19 protein-coding genes and 1 pseudogene are annotated in these 21157 nt (G+C 68.6%); 8 read left to right on the top strand and 12 right to left on the bottom strand.

The features are described 5' to 3' along the window. Positions 1-9: 9 nt before the first annotated feature. Positions 10-213, bottom strand: a complete 204-nt coding sequence (locus tag AMK34_RS42845) for a hypothetical protein (RefSeq protein WP_143202658.1) — start codon at positions 211-213, stop codon at positions 10-12. A gap of 666 nt (positions 214-879) precedes the next feature. Then, positions 880-1251 (bottom strand): PH domain-containing protein, encoded by a 372-nt coding sequence (locus AMK34_RS30500; RefSeq protein ID WP_038517592.1) that lies wholly within the window; start codon positions 1249-1251, stop codon positions 880-882. A gap of 83 nt (positions 1252-1334) precedes the next feature. Between AMK34_RS30500 and AMK34_RS30495 the strand changes: the two genes are divergently transcribed. Then, complete coding sequence (locus tag AMK34_RS30495) at positions 1335-2105, top strand: FHA domain-containing protein (RefSeq protein WP_038517590.1); 771 nt, start codon at positions 1335-1337, stop codon at positions 2103-2105. Between the two features lie 17 nt (positions 2106-2122). Here AMK34_RS30495 and AMK34_RS30490 read toward each other — a convergent pair whose 3' ends face one another. The 3 genes from AMK34_RS30490 to AMK34_RS30480 form a co-directional block, all read right to left on the bottom strand. After that, on the bottom strand, positions 2123-2419 hold the full coding sequence (locus AMK34_RS30490) for a hypothetical protein (protein WP_038517587.1): 297 nt from the start codon (positions 2417-2419) through the stop codon (positions 2123-2125). A gap of 76 nt (positions 2420-2495) precedes the next feature. Continuing rightward, positions 2496-3575, bottom strand: coding sequence for a winged helix DNA-binding domain-containing protein (locus AMK34_RS30485; RefSeq protein ID WP_073847660.1), 1080 nt, complete (start codon positions 3573-3575; stop codon positions 2496-2498). Between the two features lie 3 nt (positions 3576-3578). Next, positions 3579-4715, bottom strand: coding sequence for an epoxide hydrolase family protein (locus AMK34_RS30480; protein ID WP_073847659.1), 1137 nt, complete (start codon positions 4713-4715; stop codon positions 3579-3581). Between the two features lie 62 nt (positions 4716-4777). Between AMK34_RS30480 and AMK34_RS30475 the strand changes: the two genes are divergently transcribed. Then, complete coding sequence (locus AMK34_RS30475; RefSeq protein WP_073847658.1) at positions 4778-5731, top strand: helix-turn-helix transcriptional regulator; 954 nt, start codon at positions 4778-4780, stop codon at positions 5729-5731. On the opposite strand, the gene AMK34_RS30470 is transcribed toward AMK34_RS30475, so the two are convergent. Beyond that, positions 5709-6170 carry a GNAT family N-acetyltransferase gene (locus tag AMK34_RS30470; RefSeq protein WP_073847657.1) on the bottom strand — a complete coding sequence of 154 codons (462 nt, stop codon included), beginning with the start codon at positions 6168-6170 and terminating at the stop codon, positions 5709-5711. The genes AMK34_RS30475 and AMK34_RS30470 overlap by 23 nt on opposite strands. Positions 6171-6270: 100 nt before the next feature. On the opposite strand from AMK34_RS30470, the gene AMK34_RS30465 reads away from it, so the two are divergent. Further along, entirely contained in the window at positions 6271-7182 is a 912-nt protein-coding gene (locus tag AMK34_RS30465; protein ID WP_038517573.1) for an NADP-dependent oxidoreductase, read from the top strand. A gap of 30 nt (positions 7183-7212) precedes the next feature. Here AMK34_RS30465 and AMK34_RS30460 read toward each other — a convergent pair whose 3' ends face one another. Beyond that, positions 7213-7806 carry a hypothetical protein gene (locus AMK34_RS30460; RefSeq protein ID WP_073847656.1) on the bottom strand — a complete coding sequence of 198 codons (594 nt, stop codon included), beginning with the start codon at positions 7804-7806 and terminating at the stop codon, positions 7213-7215. A 162-nt stretch (positions 7807-7968) separates the two neighbouring features. Here AMK34_RS30460 and AMK34_RS30455 point away from each other — a divergent pair, with 162 nt between their 5' ends. Both AMK34_RS30455 and AMK34_RS42360 read left to right on the top strand, forming a co-directional pair. Continuing rightward, a complete protein-coding gene (locus AMK34_RS30455; RefSeq protein ID WP_073847655.1) occupies positions 7969-9222 on the top strand; it encodes an HNH endonuclease signature motif containing protein in 1254 nt (417 codons plus the stop codon). A gap of 160 nt (positions 9223-9382) precedes the next feature. Then, a pseudogene (locus tag AMK34_RS42360) lies at positions 9383-9869 on the top strand (HNH endonuclease signature motif containing protein); the annotation flags it as partial. A 24-nt stretch (positions 9870-9893) separates the two neighbouring features. On the opposite strand, the gene AMK34_RS30445 reads toward AMK34_RS42360, so the two are convergent. From AMK34_RS30445 to pstC, 4 genes are read right to left on the bottom strand one after another with little or no spacing between them, the layout of a single operon-like run. Then, positions 9894-11429, bottom strand: coding sequence for a substrate-binding domain-containing protein (locus AMK34_RS30445; RefSeq protein WP_073847654.1), 1536 nt, complete (start codon positions 11427-11429; stop codon positions 9894-9896). Continuing rightward, complete coding sequence (locus tag AMK34_RS30440; RefSeq protein ID WP_378417405.1) at positions 11426-12226, bottom strand: phosphate ABC transporter ATP-binding protein; 801 nt, start codon at positions 12224-12226, stop codon at positions 11426-11428. The genes AMK34_RS30445 and AMK34_RS30440 overlap by 4 nt, the downstream gene beginning before the upstream one ends. A gap of 41 nt (positions 12227-12267) precedes the next feature. After that, positions 12268-13401 carry a phosphate ABC transporter permease PstA gene (gene pstA / locus AMK34_RS30435; RefSeq protein WP_198941782.1) on the bottom strand — a complete coding sequence of 378 codons (1134 nt, stop codon included), beginning with the start codon at positions 13399-13401 and terminating at the stop codon, positions 12268-12270. Beyond that, a complete protein-coding gene (gene pstC, locus AMK34_RS30430; RefSeq protein WP_073847652.1) occupies positions 13398-14387 on the bottom strand; it encodes a phosphate ABC transporter permease subunit PstC in 990 nt (329 codons plus the stop codon). The genes pstA and pstC overlap by 4 nt, the downstream gene beginning before the upstream one ends. Positions 14388-14574: 187 nt before the next feature. On the opposite strand from pstC, the gene AMK34_RS30425 reads away from it, so the two are divergent. The 3 genes from AMK34_RS30425 (at position 14575) to AMK34_RS30415 (ending at position 19904) form a co-directional block, all read left to right on the top strand. Next, a complete protein-coding gene (locus tag AMK34_RS30425) occupies positions 14575-16923 on the top strand; it encodes a hypothetical protein (protein ID WP_241832898.1) in 2349 nt (782 codons plus the stop codon). Next, positions 16920-17804 carry a sortase gene (locus AMK34_RS30420; RefSeq protein ID WP_038517559.1) on the top strand — a complete coding sequence of 295 codons (885 nt, stop codon included), beginning with the start codon at positions 16920-16922 and terminating at the stop codon, positions 17802-17804. Before AMK34_RS30425 ends, AMK34_RS30420 begins: the two co-directional genes overlap by 4 nt. A gap of 207 nt (positions 17805-18011) precedes the next feature. Continuing rightward, positions 18012-19904, top strand: coding sequence for a S8 family serine peptidase (locus AMK34_RS30415; protein ID WP_038517556.1), 1893 nt, complete (start codon positions 18012-18014; stop codon positions 19902-19904). 70 nt (positions 19905-19974) lie between these two features. Here AMK34_RS30415 and AMK34_RS30410 read toward each other — a convergent pair whose 3' ends face one another. After that, positions 19975-21063, bottom strand: coding sequence for a substrate-binding domain-containing protein (locus AMK34_RS30410; protein WP_073847651.1), 1089 nt, complete (start codon positions 21061-21063; stop codon positions 19975-19977). Positions 21064-21157: the final 94 nt, after the last annotated feature.

The raw sequence follows: 21157 nt of genomic DNA, 5'->3' as shown, positions 1-21157 counted from the left end.
TCTATGGGATCAAGGCGCGCCGCCGCCGTCGGCGGCGCTGGTCACCTTGCGTCCGTGTCTCGCCTGCGGGCGCACCTTGCCCGACACGGCGGGCTGCCGCTCCGCTCCGCCCACCGGCCGGGCGGTGCGCCCGCTGCCGCCGTGGACATGTGCAGCCGCCGCCAGCGGCGCGCAGGTACGCCAAAGAGCACGTCGGCCTCCTCGCTGAGACATTCGTGCCACCGATGTCGCAGACGGACCAACGGCTGTTACGCGGAGCCATCGCCCCGATGCCAGATCGTCACAACGGCCGTCACGCCGCGTCAAGGCGGGAAAGCGTGCCTTGACCCGACGCGACGGCCGCGTGGATGGCTTCGTATCGGGGAGATGGGGGAGGAGTGGCCAGGCCGTCTCCAGGCCGTCAGACGTCGGGTAGGGGTGAGAACACGCGAGAAGTGTTCAGCCCTGTCCGCGCAGGTCAGCGACCATCCAAAGCGATCATGCCGAGGTCAGCGGAACCCTGGCATCAGAAGATCAACATGTAGGTCCTCGTGAGTGTTTCGGGTCGTTCTAACGACCCGAAACACTCACGACCATCGGTACCGCGCCGGCGGTTTCGCGTGATTGACCGGACGACACGCGTGATCCGGCGGACGACACGTGTGACTGGATGGACGACTCGGGCGACGGGGGCGGGGCGGCCGCCCGATCACGTGTGTCGTCCCTCCCGACACGTGTGTCGTCCGTCCAATCACGCGAGACGGCCACCCGCGCACAAGCTGCTCTCGGGGCGCACGGGCTGATGCTGACCAAGCGTTGCGAAAGCCACTTTCGCAACCTCCAACGTTGCGAAAGTGGCTTTCGCAACGCGCCCGCCGCGGCCCAGTGTCCGCAGGCGGGCTAGAGCGTGTGTGTGGCGATCAGTTGCCCAATGGCCCGGATGTCGGAGCCCCGGAACTCAAGGCGCACGTTCCCCAGCCCGCTGAACCAAAGGTCCAGTTCCGCGTCGAGGTCGAACGTGCCCGCGGTTTCGATCGAGAAGGCCTGGATCCTGTTGTAGGGCAGCGAGGTGAAGTCCTTCTTCCGGCCCGTCATGCCCTGGACGTTCACCGCGATCAGCCGCTTGTTCGTGAACACCACGAAGTCGCGCACCGCCTTGAACGACGAGATGATCTGCTCGCCGGGGATGATGATCGGCTGCACCGTCGGCGCGATGTCCTTCGGCTTGCACGGCGTGAGCTTGAAGACGGTGTCCTTGGAGAAGTCAATCATGTACCCACGATACGGACGAGCGCGACACCGGGACCCGTCCCCGGCGGGATCTCGCATAATGCCGGGGAGCAGGAGGAGGGACGATGAAGCGGCTCACGACGACGCACGAGAGCCTGGCGCTCGGCGTGCCCCGGTCGGCGCCCGGCGCGGTCTTCGCGCTCACGCTCGCGGGCGGCGTGTCCGTCGATCCCGGCGAGGGCGGCGAGATCTCTTTCGGGCGTAATCGGCCGCAGGTCGACGTCTGTGTGGGCGAGAACGACCTGCAGGTCAGCCGCAAGCACGGGCTGCTGAACTTCACCGACGGGCAATGGTGGGTCAGCAACACCGGCCAGTTGCCCATCCGCCTGCCGAATTCTCGCTGGCTTTCCCGCGGTGAGGAGCCGATTCCCCTGTCGGACGGGTACACGCCGCTGTTCGTCCGCGGTTCGGGCAGGCGGGAGCACCTGCTCGAGTTGTACGTCGCGGGTCCCGAGGGCGGGCATCCCGTCACCCGCCACGACGACGTCACCGTGCCGCCCCGCCGTTGGCGCCTCAGCGCGGAAGAACGCCTGGTCCTGGTCGTCTTCGGGCAGCGCTATCTCCTCCACGACCTCAATCCGCAGCCGTTGTCCCGCCAGCAGACGGCCGAGGTGCTCTCCGAACTCAGGCCGGACGAGACGTGGACCGCCCGCCGGGTCGAGCACGTCGTCATCGACGTCCGGGGGCGGTTGTCCGCCGGCGGCGTTTTCGGGCTGCGGCGCGAAGAGGTCGGCGAGCCGGTCGGCAACGCGTTGAACGACAACCTGTTGCGAGAACTGGTGCTGTCCACGACGCTCGTCCCGCCGGACCTCGCCCTGCTCGAAGCGCTCGACTGACTGTCCATAAAGGACGGTCAGCGCACGCCTTCCATCGCCGCCTTCGCGACGTCGCTGCCTTCATCCGCCTGAGTCGCCACCTTGACCAGTGCCGCGGTGGCCTGATCCCGGCTTTCTTCGGCCTTCACGCGTCCCGCCGAGGCCGCGTTCACGCCGAAGAAGGCGCCCACCACGGTGCCGATCACCGTTCCCGCCGCGGTGATCACCGCCGTCACATCCGAAGTGTTCGGATACCGCCACACCGCCGCGACCGCGATCACCGCGAGCGCGCTGAGGCCCGCCAGCACCGTCATGAAACCGTAGTTCCTGCTCATGGCCCGCTCCCTTCAGGCTCTTTGCGCTCATGCTTCGCCCGAACGGTGCCCATCGTTACGGCAAAAGGCCGGACCGTTATCCGCCGATGCCGAAACGGATGTCGTGCTCGGAATCCGGCACTACGAATTCCAGCAGCCGCGCGCCCTCTTCGGCGATCGAATCCTGATCTCGCAAGGGTTCCCGCGATTCGATCGTCAGGGTCGCCCCTTTGATCGCCCAAATGGCCAGGAATTCACCGTCGACCAGGAGCGTGCCCCGGCGGCCGCCGTTACCCGGCGGCAACGGCACGCGGCGGCCGTCGGGGATCACCCGGACGCGGTCGGCGTGGGAGAGCAGGACGTTGTCGTACTCGGGAAGGAACCGGGGCGGCGCCGGGGTTTCCGGGTCGGGGCGTGGGGCGCCCGGAAGGTCGAACAGTTCCTTTCCCTCGACGTCGGTGAAGGTGATGAGCCGCGCCCGCAGCCGCTCGAAGACCTCCTTCAGCCGAGTGAGCCCCGACCAGACCTGTGCGTCGCGGACGGTCGCCGGGCCGAACGCCCCGAGATAGCGCAGCACCAGGTCGTCGAGGGAGATCCCGTCCGTGATCGGTTCGCCGACCCAGTCTTCGAGCAGGGCGAACGCGGCCGGTCCGGTTTGTCCCCACAGGCCACGTGGGGTCACATGCGCGAGGGGGAGCAGGCTGTTGACCGCGTAGCCGAGCGTCGGCTGGTCCGCGTCGGGCCATCGGGGCGCCAGCGCGGCCCGGATCTCGGCGCGGGTGCGTGGCCGGTCGGCGATCAGGGCCCGCCCCGCTTCGGCGACCGCAGCGAGGTCGAGCCGCGCGACCTCCCGCGAGTAGTGGCCGAGGAAACCGCGCTCGACCACCGGTTTGAGGGTGGGCCACAGCGCGAGACCGTCGGCGGCCGTCACCAGGTGCACGGTGCCGCGCATCAAGGTCATCCGGACGGCTTCGCGGGCGGCCAGCGGCTTCGCCAGCTCGTCCACCTGGAAATCCCGAAGCCGTGACCACAGTCCGACATAGGACGAGTCGGGGGCCTGCGCCTGGAGGCCTGCCAGCCGCTCGATCGCGGTGATGGCGGGCAGATCGGCGCGATCCAGCAGGAGTTGCCTGGCCAGAGTCGCGCGGTTGAGGGCCCGAGGGCTGAGCTGATCCATTCGTCAGACGCACTTTCGCAGGAAGGAACGGAGGTCTTCGGCGAACAGGCCGGGGACCTCCATCGCCGGGAAGTGGCCGCCTGTGTCGTACTCGGCCCAGTGTTCCACCGGACCGTCCTGAAGGCTCCGGATCGTGGTGTCCCCGGCGAAGACGGCGATCCCGCGCGGCGGACCGGCGGGCGCCTCGCCGCCGTCGTCCCACCCGCCTTGGGCCATCTGCCGGTAGACCTCCATGCCTTCGTAAACCGCGTGCGCGGAGGAAGCGCCGGCACCGGTGAACCAGTACAGGCTCACCGCGGTCAGCAGGTGGTCGCGATCGACGGCCTCGTCCGGCAGTTCCTTCGCAGGATCGGTCCATTCGGCGAACTTCTCGACGATCCACGCGAGCTGGCCGGTGGGGGAGTCGTTCAGCGAATAGGCCAGCGTCTGCGGCCGGGTCGCCTGAAGGTGCAGGTAGCCGAGACCGTCGGACTGGAACCGGTTGAAGCGTTCGCCGCGCTCGCGGTCCTCCTCGTCGAGACCGTCGAGGTCGATGGCCGGGCCGAACGGCATGCCCGCGCTGGTCCCGGTGAGGTGCACGCCGACCACCCGGTGCGCGGCGATCATCGACAGGATGCCCGCGACCCCGGCACCCGCGTCGGTGCCGTGGACGCCGAAACGCTCGTAGCCGAGGCGGTCCATCAGCGTGATCCACGCCTGGGCGACGCGGAACAGGTTGCCCCAGCCGGGGCCGTTCACCGGGCTCGAGAACCCGTAACCGGGCAGCGACGGGATGACCAGGTGGAACTCGCCGCTGAGCTCCTCGACGACCCGCCGGAATTCGAAGGGCGAGCTCGGCCAGCCATGCGTGAGGACCACCGGCAGCGCGTCGGGGGCGGTCGACCGGATGTGCAGGAAGTGGATGGTCTGGCCGTCGATCTCGGTGGTGAACTGCGGGAACTCGTTCAGTTCCGCTTCCTGGGCGCGCCAGTCGAAGCCGTCGGCCCAGTACTCGGCCAGCCCCTTGAGATAGGCGACCGGGACGCCTCGGCTCCAGTCGCCGGTGACCTCACGGGGCCAGCGGGTGCGGCTCAGGCGGTCCTTGAGGTCGTCGAGTTCGGCCTGGTCGATGGCGATGCGGAAGGGCTTGATCTCAGTCATGGGGCTAGATTAGGAACGATTGCGGAAAGGTTCGTTCCGCGATTGCGGACAAGGTGGGATTCATGGCGGAAACTTCGGCGAGACTGCTGCGGCTCCTGTCGTTGCTGCAGGCCAGGCGCACTTGGACGGGGCCGGAACTGGCCGAGCGGCTCGACGTCACGACCAGGACGATCCGGAACGACGTCGAGCGTCTTCGCGGGCTGGGCTACCCGGTCGACGCGACGCCCGGCGTCGCCGGCGGGTACAGCCTGGGCGCTGGCGCGGCCATGCCGCCCCTGCTGCTCGACGACGAGGAGGCCGTCGCGGTGGCGATGGGCCTGCGCACGGCCGCCGGCGGGACGATCGCGGGCATCGAGGAGACGTCGGTGCGCGCGCTGGCGAAACTGGAGCAGGTGCTGCCGTCGCGGCTACGGCACCGTGTCGCGGCGTTGAATTCCGCGACCCTCGCGGTGCAGGGCGGCGGACCCACGGTCGACGCCGAGGTGCTCTCCGCCATCGCCGCGGCCTGCCGCGACCGCGAAACCCTGCGCTTCGATTACGTGGGACACAACGGATCCGAGACCCGAAGGCAGGTCGAGCCGCATCGCGTCGTGCATATGAGCCGCCGGTGGTACCTCGTCGGCTGGGACGTCGACAAACAGGAATGGCGCACGTTCCGCGCGGACCGGGTGCGGCCGCGTACGCCGAACGGGCGCCGTTTCGAGGAACGCGAACCACCCGAAGGAGGCGTGGTCGCCTACCTCCAGCGTGGTGTCGGCGCGGCGTTGTGGCGGCACCACGCGACGATCCGGCTGCACGCCCCGGCCGCCGAAGCCGCGGCGAAGGTGCCGCCCGCCGTCGTCGTCGAAGCCGTCGACGAGCGGACCTGCCTGCTCAAAGCCGGTGCGGACACGCTGGAGTATCTGGCGCTCTACCTGGGCCTGCTCGACACCGACTTCGAGGTCGTCGACTCGCCGGAATTCGCAGGCCACCTGCGCAAACTGATCGGACGGTTCAGCCGCGCGGTGGGTGCTTGACGTCGAAGACCAGCTCCGGGCGCTCCCAGGTGATCTTCGGCGGGCTGGCGGGCAGGACACCGACGCGGCGGGCGCCCATCCGCTCGTAGAACCCGGCGGCGGGCGGATGGGAGACGACTCGGATCTCGGTCATGCCGAGGCTCGCGGCCTGCCCGAGCATGTGCTCGACCAGCCACGCGCCGATGCCCGTGCCCTGGGCCGAATCGGCGACGAACAGCAGGTCGAGCTCGGCCGGGTACTCGATCAGGCTGTAGAAACCGACCACGTCCCGCTGCGCGTGGGCGACGTACGCGGGATGGGTGGCGAGGTAGTCCTCGGTGACCTGGTAGCCGTCGAGGATCGAGGCGTATTCCCCTTGGTAGGCGGCCGATTCGTGCATCAGCGCCGTCAGCCTGCCTGCGTCGGAAGCGCTTGCCCTGGAGATGCGGTAGCTCGTCACGAGCGCAGCTTAGAACGTCACACCGACAGTTCTTGACCTCCAGCTATCTGGAGGTATCAGGCTGGGTTCCGACAGCTGGGGAACGAACTGGAGGAACGAGATGAAAGCGGCCGCGTTCACGGAAGCCGGTGGCCCGGAGGTGCTCCGGGTGCTGGAGCTGGAGGAGCCGCACGCCGGAGCGGGGGAGGTCCGGGTGCGGGTGAAGGCGGCGGGGGTGCAGCCGTACGATGCGGCCGTGCGGGCGGGCTGGGAACCCGCGGGGTTCGAGCTGCGTTGGCCGCGTGTCCCGGGGAACGAGTTCGCCGGGGTCGTCGACGAGGTCGGTTCCGGGGTTACCGGCCTCGTCGCGGGGGCCGAGGTGCTCGGGTTCACCGCGGTGCAGGCGTACGCCGAGTACATCGTGGTGCCCGCGGAGAACGTCACGCCGAAGCCGGCGGAGATGCCGTGGGAGGTCGCGGGCGGGTTCACCGCGGGGACGCAGACCGCGTACCTGGCGCTGGACCTGCTGCGGATCGCCCGAGGGGAGACGCTGCTGATCCACGGGGCGGCGGGCTCGGTGGGCACGGCCGCCGTCCAGCTCGCCGTGCTGCGCGGCGCGAAGGTGATCGGGACGGCGAGTGAGGCGAACCAGGATTACGTCCGTTCGCTCGGCGCCGAACCGGTGGTCTATGGCGACGGCCTCGCCGACCGGGTGCGGGCGCTCGCTCCCGCCGGGATCGACGCGGCGCTGGACGGGGCGGGTGGGGAGGCCTTCGACCTTTCCCTGGAGCTGGTCGGGAATCCGGACCGCGTGCTGACGTTGGTCGAGCACGGCCGCGCGCCCGAAGCCGGGGCGCGAGTGGTCACCGGCACGCGGTCGGCCGAACGGCTGGGGATGCTGGCGTCGTTGTACGCCAAGGGGGAACTGCGCTTCCTCGTGCGTCGGACGTATCCGTTCACCGAGGCCGCGGCGGCGCATCGGGAGATCGAGACCGGGCACGGACGCGGGAAGATCGTGCTGACCTTCCCTTAGAGGGCTGGCGGGGGCGTGGGGCGCCCCCGGTCAGGTGCAGGAAACGCTGACGATCTTGACGGAGACCTTGGTCTTCGAGGACGGCGTCGAAAGTACGGATCGGTGCGCGGTCACGCTCGTTCCGACGAAACTGAGGGTATCGGTGACCGTGCCCGATTCGTCGCCCGTGATGTCGTAGGTCATCGAGCACATCCCGTGGCTCAACAGGGTTTCCGCGGAGCCTTTGTAGGTCAAGGCGGGTTCGACGACCACGTTGCAGCCGGCGGAGCCGAAGCATTGTTTGGAATAGGTTTTCAGGTCGAGGGTGAAATCCGTCGGAGTGAGCGGCGGAGTACTGGTCGTCGTCGGTGCTACGTAGGCGGGAGGGGTCGCCCGTGTGGTGCTCTCGTAGGAGCCGTCGGCCAGGACCCAGCCGTTGATGCCTTGACAGGGCGGTTTGAGCGTCTGGTCCCGGCAAGGTGACGCGGTCGACTTCGACGCGCCTGCCTTCCCAGCGCGTTCGTTGCCGAGCAGTACGAGGGTCAGGGTCGCTGAGAGCGCTGCGACGACGATTGCGGCGGCGAGTATCCAAGGCCATCGTCGAGGTTTGCCCGGACGTGTCGCCGGTTCGGGTGGGATGTACATGGCGCTCCCGCATCTGGTGGTACTTGCCGGACGTACTCGTTTGTCCCGCGCGCGGTGTTACGACACGTCCTGTCGATATCACCCTTCAGTGGTAAATGCGCTCTTTGATTGTTGCTTAAAATTACGAACACATGTTCGACGAAATTGCGGTATTATTGCGGCGTGTCCGAGACCTTCCTCCCCGAGTTGCCGCAGGAGCTGTGGCGCGCCGGCAAGCTGGAGCTTGCCCATGGCGTGCAGCAGTCGCTGCAGGTGATTCGGATCGCGACCGCTTGCCTGGGGCGGCTCTTGGCGGAGATCGAAAATCGGGGCGCCAAAGACTTGTACGGGCATGGCAGTACGGCGAGCTGGCTCGCCGAGATCGCGGGGCTGTCACGGGGTGAGGCGGGTCCGATCGTGAAGCGCGCCATCGCGCTGAACCCCACCCGAGCCTTGGATGGCACGGAGGTTCCGCCTCTCGCTCCCGCCACTGCCGCCGTTGCCGCTCAGGGGTTGGTCGGTGATGAGCGGATCGATCAGATCCTGGAGATCTTGAAGAACCTTCCGGCCGACACCTCTGCCGAGGATCGGGCGGAGGCGGAGAGGATCCTGGCGAACCTGGCCCCGAACGCCGGTCCTGCACAGCTCACCAAGGCCGAAGCGAACCTGCTGGGCTGGCTGGATCCCGACGGCAAAGAACCGAAGGATCCCGAGCCGAAGGAGCCGCGCCGCGAGATCACTCTGGAGCGCCGCAAGGACGGCTTCTGGAAGCTGACCGGCCTGCTCGATGACGAGACCGGGGCCCGGACTGCGGCCGCGTTGGAAGCACACGCCCAGCCACGCCCGGTGGACGAGTTCGGTCAGGCGGATCTGCGGATGAAGTGCGAGCGCATGGGAGATGCCTGGGCCGAGCTGCTCGATCTGGCGATCGCGTGCCCGGACCAACCTGGGACCAGCGGCTACCGGACTTTGGTGCACGTCACCATCGGGCTGGAGGAACTCAAATCGGGTCTCGGCACCGCTTGCTTGGACTTCGTGGGAACGATGACCGCGCGGGAAGCCCGGCTCGCGGCCTGCGACTGTCTGATGGTGCCGGTCGTGATGGGTGCCTCGGGGGAACCGCTGGATATGGGGCGCCTGAGAAGATTCGTCACTCCAGGGCAGAGACGCGCGTTGAACATCCGAGACGGCGGCTGTGCCTTCCCCGGCTGCCACCGGAAGCCCAAGAATTGCCACGCTCATTATATTGAGCACTGGGCAGACGGCGGACCGACAGATCTTCGGAATCTCGTGTTGCTCTGCGGCTTCCATCATCGGCTGATTCACCACGGTGACTGGGAAGTCCGCATGGCGGCCGATGGGTTACCGGAGTTCATCCCACCCCAGTATCGAGATCCGCTCCGACAACCTCGGCGCAACACCTTGCATCACGTCTGAAACCCGAGGAGCCCGCCAGCCATCCAGGCGACGGGCCCCTCGGCATGCCCGCAGTCGGTGACTCCATCACCACAGGACCGGTCACGACCGAAACAGCGGCACCCGCAAAACCAGACCCCCTCAGTCCCAAGCACACCAAGGCATGCCTGATCCCGAAGTGTTCTGGAAACTCACGTGCCTCCTCGACGACGAGACCGGGGCCCGCACGGCGGCGACGTTGGAAGCGCACGCCCAGCCACGGCCAGTCGACGAATTCGGTCAGGCGGATCTGCGGATGAAGTGCGAGCGCAGGGGAGACGCCTGGGCCGACCTCCTCGACTTGAGCAGCTGAAGTCGGGTCTCGGCACCGCCTGCCTCGACTTCGTCGGGACGACTGGCCGAGAAGCCCAGCCAGAGACGCGCACTCAACATCCGAGACGGCGGTTGCGCCTTCCCAGGACGTCACCGGAAACCCAAGAATTGCCACGCTGACCACATTCATCACTGGGCAGACGGCGGACCCACCGATCTCCGGAACCTAGTCCTGCTGTGCAGCTTCCATCACCGGCTGATTCACCACGGTGGCAACCCCGCCGCAACACCCTGCACCACGTCTGAATACCGAGGAGCCCGCCAGCCACCCCAGGCGACGGGCCCCTCGGCATGCCGAGCCTCGACCGAGCCAGGCATCGTCATGCCCCTCGCAGTTTCCTCACCACTCCGCGCACCACCAAAGGCGTCACGATCGCCACGAAGAGCACCAGCGCCGCCCAGCCGCCGAAACCGCCGAGCCCGCCCTCGTCGTAGGACGCCGGGGCGGCTTCCCTCCAGTTCTTCGAGCCGCCGCCCGCCGACTCCTCGTCGGGATTCGCCGTCGCGGTCGCGGTCTTGTCGCCGACGGCCGGACCCGCGCCGGGACCGGCGGAGGCCTTGGGGCCCGAGGTGGCGGCCTTGGGTTTGCCGTCCGGGGCGATGATCCCGGCGGTCACCAGCGGATCGGGCGGGCTGGCCGCGCCGGCGCCGAGGCTGCCGTGGAAGGTCGGGTTGCCGCAGTTGCCCGCGTTCAGCTGTTTCGCCGGTTGCCCGGTGAGCCGCGCGTTGGAGTTCATGATCTCCTGCGACAGGTTCGGCGGCAGCGGCGAGTAGCCGATCCGGGCCATGTTGATCTGGCCGTCGCAGGCGACGTGTTCGAGGAAAGCGGTGATCGTGTCGGTCTTGCCCAGGTCGCCGTAGCCGCCGCGGCAGGTGTCACGGCCGTTGGTGCACGGCATCATCACGTACGAGTACGCCGAGATCGGATACGACTTCGGATCGGTGTTCGAGTAGACCTTGTCCAGTTTCTGGCTCAGGTCCGGCCGCAGTTCCGCGTGCTTCAACGCGGCCGCGATGTTCTCCGCGTAGGGCTGCGTGTACTGGCCCGCGCCGTTCTGCACCCACGCCGACGGAACCTGGTACCGCTGGGCGTAGGCGAATTCGTCGTAGCTGATGGAGAACGGGATGGTCGCGTTGTCCATGGCCGTCGCGATCTGGTCGGAATCCGCGAGCAGCCGGTACCACTCGGCGTCCGGCCCCTGCCCGGGAAGCTGGATGGGGCGGACGCCCGCGGGCAGGTTCCCCATCCCGTTGCCGACGTTGCGGGAGACGAACCGGTTGTAGGCATCGGGTGCCGCGTGCGCGATGAAGTCGTAGAACAGCGCCGTCGTCCCCGATTGCCCGGTCCGGCCGACCAGGGTGATGGGCTGATCGGGCAAGGACTTCCCGCCGTTGGTCGCGGTGATGGCGGGATCGCTCCAGCGGGTGATGTCCCGGCTGAAGATCCGGCCGATCGCCTCCCGGCTGAGGTGCAGGTAGTCGACGCGTTTCCCGGCCTGGTCGTTGACGTTGTACATCAGCGCGATGGCGCCTGCGACGTCCGGGACGTACTGGTAGCCGCGGGTCTGCGCGGACAGTCCGCCGCCGCCCGCCGCGATGAGCGAGGAGACCTCGGCTTCGGTCCCGGCGAAGTCGACCGTCCGGTCGCCGAACTGGTTGACCCCGGCGGGGGAGTTGTTGGCCGAGTAGTTGACCGGGATACCGCGTGACGTCGCGCCGTTCTGCCAGTCGTTCATCGCCGGGCCGACGTAGCTGGAGCCGGAGCCGGTGATCCTGGTGAGCGCCGCCGCGCCGGGGGCGGTCGCCACGGAGACCGAGAACAGCAACGCCATCACCGCGGCCAGCCTCATGATCATCCGAATCGCCCGTTCACGTAGTCGTAGGTCCGTTCGTCCGACGGTGCGTTGAAGATGGTGTCCGTCGGCCCGTGTTCGATCACCCGGCCGGGTTCGTTCTCGGCCGCGAGGAAGAACGCGCAGTGATCCGAAACCCGTTGGGCCTGCTGCATGTTGTGCGTGACGATGACGACCGTCACCTCGTGCCCGATCTCGGCGATGGTCTGCTCGATCCGGCGGGTCGACGTCGGGTCGAGCGCCGAGCAGGGCTCGTCCATCAGCAGCACGTTCGGCTGCACGGCCAGCGACCGCGCGATGCAGAGCCGCTGCTGCTGCCCGCCGGACAGCGCGCCGCCGGGGGAGCCGAGCCGGTCGCGGACCTCGCGCCACAGCCCGGCCCGCTCCAGGCTCTGCTCGACGAGCGCGTCCTTGTCGCCGCATTTGACACCGGCGAGCTTCAGCCCGGCCAGCACGTTGTCGCGAATGGACATCGCCGGGAACGGGTTCGGTTTCTGGAACACCATGCCGATCCGCAGCCGGACCTGCTGCGGACGTGTCCCGTCGGCGTAGATGTCCGTACCGTCCAACAGGACCTCGCCGGTCAGCGACGCCGACGGCACCAGCTCGTGCATCCGGTTCAGGATGCGCAGGAAGGTCGACTTGCCGCAGCCGGAGGGACCGATGAGCGCGGTCACCTCCTTGGCGGGCATCCGCAGCGAAACCCCTTCGAGCACCAGGCGGTCACCGAACCAGGCACCGATCTCGCGGGACTCGAGTTCCGCCGCGCCGGGCGGCGGCCCGCCGGTCAGTTCGACCAGCGGGCGCGCCGGACTGTCCACGTAGGACACTTCAGTGTCGGTCACCGGTTCTCCTGTGTCTTGACGGTGGTTCTCTTCGCCTTGCGCTTCGACCGGTCGCGGCCCACCACCCTGGCGATCGCGAACAGGCCGAAGATGAGCAGGATCAGCACGAGCGCGCCGACGTAGCCGCGCTGCTGGACGTTCTCCAGCGGCTGCTTGATGAAGCGGTAGATGAACAGCGGGATGCTCTCCTGCGGATCGGAGAACGGGTTCGCGTTCATGCCCAGCGCACCGAAGGAGGTGAACAGCAGCGGTGCGGTTTCCCCGGCCACGCGGGCGATGCCGAGGATCACGGCGGTGGTGACGCCGGTCCTGGCGGTCGGCAGCACCACCGACCACACCGTGCGGGCCCGGCTCGCGCCGAGCGCCAGCGACGCCTCGCGCAGGCCGTCCGGGACGAGCCGGAGCACGACGTCCACGGTCCGCGTGACGGTCGGCAGCATGACCATCGTCAAGGCGAGGGTGGCCATCATCCCGTTGTAGCTGAACAATCCCACGCCCGCCTGGATACCGGGGATGATCAGCGCCGCGTAGACGAACAGACCGGCCACAATGGACGGTAGGCCGCTCATCGCGTCGACCATGATCCGCACCGGACGGCGGAACCGCGACCGCGTCTCGTTCAGGAACACCGCGGTGAGCACGCCCAGCGGGACGACGAGGACCAGGGTGAGCGCGGTCTGTTCGAGAGTGCCGACGACGGCGTGCAATCCGCCGGTGTCGGTCACCGGATCGGTCGGCGCGACCGCGGACATGTCGTGGGTGAAGAAGCCCGGCCGCAGGTACGGCGCGCCCTCGACGACGATGTAGATCAACAGCGACAGCAGCGGCGCGAGCAGGACCAGCGCCCCGGTGACGACGATGGTGGACACGAGCCGGTCGGACGCGGCGAGCTTGCCCAGCCGGTCGCGGGTGACCAGGTACAGCATCGCCAGGTAGAGCAGGTACGCGATGATCAGGTCGGCCAGCCAGCCGGGGGAATCCAGCAGCAGATGCATGACGAACCAGGTGAGCAGCGTGGCCGACACCGCGCAGCCGAGCGCCGCGAGCCGGTCCTGCCTGGTCGTCTCCGACGGGCGGCGTTTGACGAGCTTGCGCGGCGGGGTGACCGGGGGAGTCATGGTCGCGGTCACGCGTCCACCCCCGCGCCGGAACGGCTCTTGGAGATGATCATCGACGCGGTGAAGTTCGTCGACAGGGTGAAGACGAACAGCACCAGGCCCGCGGCCATCAGTCCGGACAGCGCGAGCCCGGACGCGCCGGAGTTGTTGGCGATGAACCCGGAGATCGTCGCGCCGCCGAACTGGACGAGATGTTTCGTGATCTCCGGAACCTGTGGCAGCAGCAGGGAAACGGCGATCGTCTCGCCGAGCGCGCGGCCGAGCCCGAGCATCGAACCGCCGATGACGCCGCCGCGGCCGAACGGCAGCACCACGGTTTTGACCATGCCCCAGCGCGTGCTGCCCAGCGCGAGCGCCGCCTCCTTCTCCCCGGGCGGTGTCTGCGCGAACACCTCCCGGATCACCGAGGTCGTGATCGGCAGGACCATCAGCGAGACCACCAGACCCGCGATGAACATGGACTGGATGTACAGCGCGTTCTCCTTGGCCGAGAACACCGGGATCCAGCCGAGGTTTTCGGTGAGCCACGACGAGACCGGCACGATCTGCGGTCCGAGGAAGGCGAACCCCCACAAGCCGTAGAGCAGGCTCGGGATCGCGGCGAGCAGGTCGACCAGTCCGGTCAGGAAGCCGCGGATCCGCCCGCTGGAGTACTCCGTGATGAACAGTGCGGCCAGGACGCTCAGCGGGACCGCGATCAGGACCGCGATCAGCGCCACCACGATCGTCCCGTACAGCAGGCCGAGTACGCCGAGGACACCCGAAGCCGGATCGAACCGGATCGTGGTGAAGAAGCCGAAACCGCTGGAGTCGAAGGCCGGCCCGGACCGGTAGACGAGGAAGAAGCCGATGACCACGAGGATCGCCAGCATGGTCAGCCCGGCGCCGGTGGTGACGCGGCGGAACGCGCGGTCGGCCCGCGACAGGACTTCGGTGATCGCCCGCCGCACCGGGGCCCCGGGCGGGGACGGGTCGGGCCGGGGTGGCGCGATCGTCACGAGCGGCCTTCCTTCGTGTTGGCGGGTAAAGGAGTCGAGGGCACACCACGTCGCCCCCCGATGCGGCCAGTATGTGGTGCCCGCGCCCGGGAAAGGTGTCCACACGGAGAACGCCCGACGGGACGTGTGTGAATCAGTGCGGGGGACCCGTTGACCCCCGCCGGGTGACTCGTGGACGTTGGGTCCCGTGAAATCTGGGGAGTCGTCCGTGTTCCTGTTCCGCGCGAGACGAGCCGGGATCGTGCTGATCTGCGGGATGCTCGCGGTCGCGGGGGTGTCCATTCCCGCCGCACAGGCGCAGGCGCCCGCGAATCCGCCGTATCGGCTCAAGACCGAACCCGCCGATCTTTCGGCGGTCCAGAACGGCGATCCACTGCGGATCACGCTTTCGGGATTGCCCAAGGGGGCCAAGGCGAAGCTCGTCATCTGCCCGAAAGACGTGCCGGACAACCTCATGAAGAAGGTGTACGTCCCGCCGTGGCCCAAGGACAGCACCCTGCTCACCCGGGTGCAGTCCTACTGCCAGGACGAATTCGGCGACGAATTCACCGGCAAGGCCGCGGGTATGCAGTCGATGGAAAGGGTGCGGAGCAGCACGACCGGCGACATCGTCTTCGACACGACGATTCCGCGCGGTACCTTGCGCCCGCACGCGGTGGCCTGGGATCCGCTTTACACCACTTATGAAAAGGCGGTGAATCCCGGCGACAAATTCCCCAAGGTGCCGTGGGCGGACAATCCCGTCGTCGTCGATCCGGCGACCGGTGCGAAGAGCAGAAGGCAGTATTCGTTCACCTGCGACGAGAACAATCCCTGCACCGCCACGATCCAGATCACCGCGCAGGACGCGACCGGCAAGACGGTGACCTGGGTCGACGAGTCGATCAAGTTCACCCCGTACCTGCCGGGGATCGGCGTCAAGGGCTGCAAGGGGATCGGGCGGAACACGCTCAACGCCAGCATGCCGGAGCGGCTCGGCCGGGCCGCGGTCGCGTGGAACCAGGCGCTGTGCGCACCCACCCAGGCCGATCAGCCCGCCAACATCGTGAGCGAGACCGAGGACACCGGGCTGACCGCGTTCGACAAGGGCACCTCCGATCTCATGATCACCGGCAGCGGGAACGCGCTGGCCGCCCAGACGGTGCGGTCCAGGGAATACGTCCCTGTCGGCGTGAACGCGGCGGTGATCGCCGCGGTCGGATGGTCGCCGACCGACGTCAACGACGAAGGGAACCCGCTCGGCTCGAAGCTCGCCACGACGATGTCGTTCACCACCACCGAGCTGGCGCACATGTTCACGAAGGGCGGGCAGAACCCCGACGCCAGTGGCCGGGGCGGTGTCTTCAAGAACGGTTCCCCGCTGGTCGAGCGCAATCCCGCGCTCTCGGCGATCAAGGACGGCCAGCCCGCCGGCGTGATCGCGGTGAACCGACGGGCCGGATACGGCGGAAGCCCGGACTTCTTCGGGGTGACCGGGGAATCGGGGGCGGGGACGGTCCCGTTCGCGCTGAGCAGGCTCCTCGCCACCACGGCGCCGGAGGCGTGGGTCTTCCCGGCGCTGGGCACCGACTATTTCGGCGAGCTGAGCGGGAAGTCGCCCGGGGTGATCTCCGATCTGAGCGTGCTCGACCCCGGCAAGTCGCGGGTGAACAACGTCGACGCGAAGACCGGGCAGCTGTCGGTGCGCAAGACCGTCGACAACGCGGTCGTCGGCCGTGGCGCGGACTGTGCGGGCGGCTGCCTGAACTGGGTGATCACCGATCTCGCGACGGCGACGGTCAACCGCTGGACGCCGGTGGCGCTCCCGGACGGCAAGGGGAACTTCGTCGCGCCGACCGAGCAGAGCCTGCAGCTGGCGGCCGATTCGATGAAGGTCGGGCCCGACGGGACGGCCGAGACCGGCACCGTCACCAAGGACGGCGCCTACCCGCTCACCTTCGTCGAGTACATGGCCGTTCCGGTCAACCCGCTGATCGACGCGACCTGTAAGCCGATGCAGGAGAAGCAGGACCAGCTGAAGGCGTTCGCCGGTCTCGCGGCCGGATTCGGACAAGCGTTGCTTCCGCCCGGAATGGCCCGGCTGACCCCGGGATTGGCCGCGACCGCCGCGGAACGCGTCGGCAAGATCGGCACCGGTACCGCCGAAAAGGCCTGTCAGGAAAAGGAAGAAGCGAAGAATCCGCCGCCACCGGGCGCGAACGGCGTCACGCAGGCGTCCAACGCCTCGCTCACCGGCCCGTCCGGCGGTCCGGGGTCGTCGGCCGGTGCGCCCTCGGCCGCCACCGGACCCGCGCCGGCGGCCGCCCCGACACCCGAAAGCGTGGCGGCGGCGAAGAACCTCGCCGAATCGATCGAGATCCCGAAATTCGCCGGTGCCGGCGCGCTCGGTGCCCTGATCCCGTTGGTGGCGCTAGTGATCCTGGCGACCTTGCCGTCCGCGACGGCGTATCTCGCGGCAGGCCGTCCGGTGCCGTCCTGGTTGACGAGGGCGTTGGCCGCTCTCCTGCGTCGCAGGCAGTCGGGCGGCGCGGCGTGAACACCGAAGTGGAGGAGAGGCAATTCCTGCGGTTCGGTCCTGGCTGGATCGGCGCGGTCGTGTTCGCGTGGCTGGTCACCACCCTGGTCGCGCTGGCACTGGTCGTCTACGCGCTGGGCCCGATGCTGCAGTCGAGTGATCAGCGGAAGGCGCTGACCGAGATCCGGGGCGAGATCGGCGTGGCGCTGGGTGCCAGCCAGAGCCTCTTCGGGGCCGCGCCGCCCGCGAAACCGGTCGAGTTCGGCAGGCCGGTGGCCGTCATGGAGATCCCCGCCCTCAAGGTGCAGCAGGTCGTCATCGAGGGCGCTTCGAGCGGGGAAACCGCGTCCGGACCAGGGCATGTGCCGGGAACGGCCGGGCTGGGGCAGCCGGGCAACGCGGTGATCGCCGCCCGGAACGCCGGGTTCGGCGGCCCGTTCGGCTCGCTCGGCGCGCTGGAGAAGGGCGACGAAATCGTCGTCGCGACCACGCAGGGCAAGTCCGTCTACCGGGTGACCGACAAGGCCACCCGTCCCCTCGACGAGGGCGCCGATTACGGCAAGACCGAAAACGACCGGCTGACCTTGGTGACGTCGGCGTCGTGGTGGCCACTGGCCTCGGCGGAGGCGACGGTGGTGACCGCCGTCCTGGAGGGCAGGCCCTTCCGCCCGAGCCCGCAGAACGGCCGGGCGGACGCGCAGGACGGCCGCACCGGCGACGGTGACGCGTGGGCCGGGCTGGTGCTGGCCTTCGGCGGATTCGTGGTCGCGGCGGCCGGGGCGACATTCCTTTATCGCCGTTGGCGTCCGGTTTCGACCTATGTCATCACCGGGCCGGTGCTGCTCACCCTCGCCGCGCTCGCGGCGCTGGCGTTGTGGCGGCTGTTCCCCGCCTGGGCGTAAACGGGATATCGGTCTTTTCGGACCGGAATCGTTCCCAGGATGTGGATCATCCCCCGATCCAGACTTTGGTCGGTGGACTCGTCACGGATCGCTCTTTAGATTCTCCCCATTACACCCGGTCAGGGTAATTCATTCGGGCGGCCGAAGGGATTCCTGTTGCGGGCTGTGTCGTGTGGGCAGTGCTTTGGAAAAGCCAGGGAGATTTCGATGAGCAGATTCAGCCGGGTGGTCACATGCTCGGTTCCGGTCGCGGTCGGCGCTTTGCTGCTGTCGACGGCGGTTTCCGGCGCCCAACCGTCGGAGGAGGCGCGCACGCAGGCCGGGATCACCGCACTGCAGAGCATCAAGAAGAGCCTCACCCCGGCTGAGCGCAAGCAGTCGAGCCAGCTCGTCGTCGAGAAGCGCCTGCGCGCCGACAAGGGCCTGGCCGGCAAGCTGCCCGAATACCGGACCGGACTGGGCGTCAGCGACGCCGGCACGGTCGCGGTGGACATCAAGGGCGCCGGACAGTCCCTGGTGGACGCCGTCAAGGCGGCGGGCGGCACCGTCCGTTACGCCTCTCCCGCCGGCGCGATCCGCGCCGACCTCCCGCTGAACGCCGTCGACGCGATCGCCGGACGCGGGGACGTCGCCGAGGTCAAGGCCGCTTCCCAGGCCATGACCTGGAACGAATCAGCGCAGCAGGACCGGCGGCAGGCCGCGGTCAAGCAGACCGCCGCCGCGCTGCAGGTCGCCGAGGGCGACAAGGCGCACGGCAACGACACCGCCCGCACCAAGTACGGCGTCACCGGCGCGGGCCAGAAGGTCTGCGTGCTTTCCGACGGCATCAAATCCCTGAAGGCGTCCCAGACCGCGGGCGAGCTCCCCGCCGTCGACGTCCTCCCCGGCCAGGCGGGCAGCGGTGACGAGGGCACCGCGATGCTGGAGATCATCCACGACATGGCGCCCGGCGCCGCGCTCGGTTTCGCCACCGCGTTCACCAGCGAGCAGAGCTTCGCCGACAACATCCGTGCCCTGCGCACCACCGGCAAGTGCACGATCATCGTCGACGACGTGTCCTACTTCGACGAGTCGCCGTTCCAGGACGGCCCGGTCGCGCAGGCCGTCAACGACGTGACCGCGGCGGGCGTGCTCTACTTCTCCTCCGCGGGGAACTCGGGCAACCTGACCGACGGCACCAGCGGCTACTACGAGGGTGACTTCCGCGGCTCCAGCAGCAAGATCTCCGGGATCACCGGTACGCCGCACGACTTCGACCCGAGCACCACGACCCAGCTGTACAACGCGCTTTCGCCGAACTCGGTGGGCCGCTACGTCACCCTGTTCTGGTCCGACCCGTGGGGCAAGGCCACCAGCGACTACGACCTGTTCGTCCTCAACTCGTCCGGTTCGGTCGTCGCCTCCAGTGAGGGCTCGCAGAACGGCACCCAGAACCCGTACGAGATCGCCCAGGTCCCGGCCAGCGGCTCGGGCTTCAAGGTCGCCGTGGTCAAGTACAGCGGCTCCGACCGGTTCATCGCGCTCAACGTGATCCGCGGCCGCTTCGTCACCTCGGGTGCGCTGAAAGCCTTCAGCACCAACGGTGTCACCTCCGGACACTCGGCAGCCGTCAACGCCTTCAGTGTCGCGGCCGCCCCGGCCGCCGGTGCCTTCGGCCGCGCGCTCGAGACCGGTGACCCGGCGAACCCGGCAGGCCCGTACCCGGGTCTGTTCACCTCCGCCAGCAAGTGGGAGCGGTTCACTTCGGACGGTCGCCGTCACCAGTTCTACAACCCGGACGGTTCGGTGATCACCCCCGGCAACGTGTCCTCGACCGGTGGCGCGACGCGCAACAAGCCGGACATCACCGCGGCCGACGGCGTCGCGACCTCGGTGACCGGCTTCCAGCCGTTCTTCGGGACCTCGGCCGCCGCGCCGAGCGCCGCCGCCATCGCCGCGCTGCTGAAGCAGGGCAAGCCTGCCGCGACCCCGGCGGAGATCCGGAACGCGCTCGTGTCGACCGCGATCGACCTCGGTGCCCCCGGCTTCGACCCGGTCACCGGCGCGGGCGTGATCATGACCGACCCGGCGCTCGCCGCGCTGGGCGTCGCCCCCAAGTAGCACTTCCCGCGTGAAGGCCCCCTTCCCCCGGCTCAGCCGGGGGAAGGGGGCCTTCACGCGCTAGGAGGGGTCAGGACTTGACGCAGGACAGGCCGTTCGGGCCCGACACGGTCAGGAAGCCGTACTGCTGGATGGTGGCGGCGAGCTGACCGCCGCACAGCGGGCTGGCGGTCGAGGCCGTGTCACCGTCGTCGAAGCCGACGGCGCGCTTGGCCTGGTCGTAGCTGGGGGTGCGGGAGTCGACGATGTTGTAGACGCTGCGCGAACCCAGGAACGCGGTGGTGAACGCCGGGGTGTAGCTGCCCGCGGAACCGGCGACCGGGGAGCCGTTGAAGCCGGCACCGGTCAGCGGGTTGACGGTGAAGCCCGCCCGCTTGTCGGCGACGACCGTGTTGCCCTGCGCGATCCACTGCGCGATGGAGAACGGCGCGATGGCGGTGGCGCGGTCGGCGGCCGGGATGGAGTTGCCGTCGTGCTCCTGGAAACGCTTGATGGTGACCGGCTTGGTGGTCGGGTCGAAGCCGAGGACGGTGCCGGTGAAGAAGCTCAGCGTGCCGGAACCGGTCTGCGGCAGGTAGACCTTGATGGGGGAGTTGGCGCCGCCGACCTGGTTCCAGTTGGTGATGGAGCCGTCGTAGATGCCGCGCAGCTGCGCCAGGGTGAGGGTCAGGCCGGCACCCGAACCGGTGGCCGACGAGGCCCAGGTGACACCGTCGGTGGCGAAGGCGAAGTACTCGAAGGTGCCGGGGTCGGACGAGCCGCGGGCCGAGGACGACCGCGCGATGTCGATCTTGCCGTCGCCCGCTTCGGCGGAGGCCTTCAGCGCGGCCTTGCCCTGCGACGAACCGTTCGGGGCCGGGTTGCCGGCGCTGTAGACGACCTCGTCGGCGAACGGGTCGGCCGGGACGGTGAAGGTCTGGGTGCCGGACAGCAGCGGCGGCACGTTGACGAAGTTGTCGGGGTCGCTGTTCCAGGCGCCGCCGTTCGCGTTCGCCAGGATCGCGCCGGTGATGTCGACCGTGGTGTCCGAGCCCGCCGCGGCGATGACCTCGGAAAGGCCGTTGGCGGGGGCGACCGCCGAGGCGGTGCCGGTCAGGGTGAGGCAGGCACACGCGGCGATCGCGGTGGCGCCGAGAAACCGAGTGGTACGAGCACGCATCTTGTTTGCACTCTTTCTCTAGTCCCCAAGTAGTCGCGGGATTCCGTGACTTGGCACAATCCTCGCTCCGCGACACTGTCCGGCGGCGGTGCTT

The organism is Amycolatopsis sp. CB00013, assembly GCF_001905755.1.
GTDB classification, from domain to species: Bacteria; Actinomycetota; Actinomycetes; order Mycobacteriales; family Pseudonocardiaceae; genus Amycolatopsis; species Amycolatopsis japonica.
This window is presented reverse-complemented; position numbering and strand designations above follow the sequence as displayed.